Source organism: candidate division WOR-3 bacterium (assembly GCA_016867815.1).
Lineage (GTDB): Bacteria > Hydrothermota > Tepidihabitantia > Tepidihabitantales > Tepidihabitantaceae > UBA2258.
Genome location: VGIR01000198.1, coordinates 1 through 2,175, shown reverse-complemented (window position 1 = coordinate 2,175; position 2,175 = coordinate 1). Strand labels below are relative to the sequence as shown.

Here is a 2,175-nt window from a genome sequence, read left to right as displayed (position 1 = left end):
CGGATCCGGCGTTCATAGCGGCTCCTGCCGGAGCGTATGGCAATCCTCGACACCACATACGCGAGGAAGGCGCAAACAACGACAATGACGAACGCAAGTATTCCGACACTACCCTCTGACATCGCTATCTCCTTTCTGAAGCCCTGCGCAGGGCCCACTCGATGCGGACGCGGCAGCTCTCTCGGCCGAGAATCGTCAGCGTCTCGTACAGCCCGAATCCCACGGCCTTGCCGGTCACGGCCATCCGGAGCACGTGGATTATCTGCCCCACACTGATGCCCTTCTCCGCCACGAACTGCTGCAGAAGTCCTTCAAGGCTCCGGGCGCCGAACGGCTCGAGCGTTGCGAGCTGCCCGGTGAACTCCGTGAGTAACTCGGCCGCGCCTGGTCTGCCGAACACCCTCTCAAAGTCCTTCTCGTCAAAGACTACCTCGTCGTCTGGCACAAAGAAATCGGTGTAGTCGAGGATGTCCCCGGTGACCTTGATGCGGTCGCCCGCTGCCGTGATGATTGCCGCGACCTTGTCTGGAGCGGCTTCCAGCCCGGCCTTCTTGAGAAACGGCAGGCAGAGCTCGACCCTCTTGTCGACCGGCAGGGCCAGCATGTGCCTGACCTCGAATGCCATCAGTTTGCCCGGGTCGAAACTCGCGGCTGACTTGTTCACCCGGTCGAGGGAGAAGCTCTTCACCAGTTCTTCGCGGGTGAAGTCTTCGGTCTTGTCGTCAAGCGCCCAGCCGAGCAGAGCCATGTAGTTGACTATCGCTTCGGGCTGGAACCCGGTCTGACGGTAGAAGTCCACGACCACCGGGCTGAATGTGTCCGGCCCGGCTCCAAGCTTCAGCGCCGCTGCAATCTTGTTCCCGCGCGCCACCAACTCGGAGAAGTCGCGGTTCTTCATGTACTCGCGGATCTTGCGCTTGCTCAGTTTGTTACGGCTGCCCGGTTCGGCCACGAACGGCAGGTGGGCGAACCGCGGCAACTCCGCACCGAGCGATTGCAGGATGAATATCTGGCGCGGCGTGTTGGAGAGATGCTCCTCGGCACGGATTACGTGCGTGATGCCCATCGCGTGATCGTCGACGATACTCGCGAGATGATAGAGCGGGCTACCATCCGCGCGCTGGATAACGTGGTCCTGCTCGCGCTGCCACTCGAACTCGACCCTTCCTCGCACCAAGTCGTCAATCACCAGCGTACCTTCGTATGGCATCTTGAGCCGGACAAAACCCTTTCGCCCCTCAGCCTCGAACCGCGCCCGGTCGGCCGGGGTTTCAGCCATCCAGCGCCGGCTGTAGCGGAACACGCCTTCCTTGTTCGCCAGCGCGGCCTGCCGCTCGGCGGCAATCTCATCGGTCGTCGCGTAGTCGTAGTACGCTCGCCCCGAAGCGATCAGCGCCTCGACCGCGGCCCGGTGTGACTCAGTCCGCTGTGACTGGAAGTAGGGCGCGTTCGGCCCACCGACCCGCGGACCCTCATCCCAGTCGATGCCGAGCCAGCGCAGCCCATCAAGGATCGGCTGCAGGACTTCAGACATGTTTCGCTGGGCATCGGTGTCGTCGATTCTCAGGATGAAACGCCCCCCCTGCTGCCGGGCAAACAGCCAGTTATAGAGGGCCGTGCGAACCAGCCCGAGATGAAGCGCGCCGGTTGGCGATGGCGCGATCCTTACTCTGACTTCGTTCATCGGGATTACACTAGTGGCAAACGGTCAGTCGGACAACATAAACGGAGAGGGTGGGATTCGAACCCACGGTACAGTATTACCCGTACAACCGCTTAGCAAGCGATCGCCTTAGGCCGCTCGGCCACCTCTCCTCGGTCGGCATAGGTTCTGCAGGGCCAATAGGCCCTATTCCGGAACAGCGGAGGGCGCAGGAGGCGCACTGCTCGGAGCAGCGAATCCGCCGGCCGTCACTCGGCCGGGGCGCGTTCCTTCGCGCCCGCCGTCCGCGACAGCGGAGGGCGCAGGAGGCGCACTGCTCAGAGCAGCGAATCCGCCGGCCGCCACTCGGCCGGGGCGCGTTCCTTCGCGCCCGCCGTCCGCGACAGCGGAGGGCGCAGGATTCGAACCCGCAAGACCCATCGCTGAGTCGGCAGATTTCAAGTCTGCTGCCTTGCCAGTTAGGCTAGCCCTCCGGCATGACTCTCCGGATTGTGAATGGCGCCCTAATTTAA

Annotated in this window: 1 protein-coding gene and 2 tRNA genes; all 3 read right to left on the bottom strand. The window is 62.9% G+C overall.

Features of this window, described 5'->3' with window-relative positions; genetic code table 11:
• Window positions 1-124 precede the first annotated feature (124 nt).
• Complete coding sequence (locus tag FJY68_14270; protein MBM3332986.1) at window positions 125-1,684, bottom strand: glutamate--tRNA ligase; 1,560 nt, start codon at window positions 1,682-1,684, stop codon at window positions 125-127.
• A 42-nt stretch (window positions 1,685-1,726) separates the two neighbouring features.
• Window positions 1,727-1,815, bottom strand: a tRNA-Ser gene (locus FJY68_14265).
• Window positions 1,816-2,049: 234 nt separating this feature from the next.
• Window positions 2,050-2,136 (bottom strand) — tRNA-Ser (locus FJY68_14260).
• Window positions 2,137-2,175 lie beyond the last annotated feature (39 nt).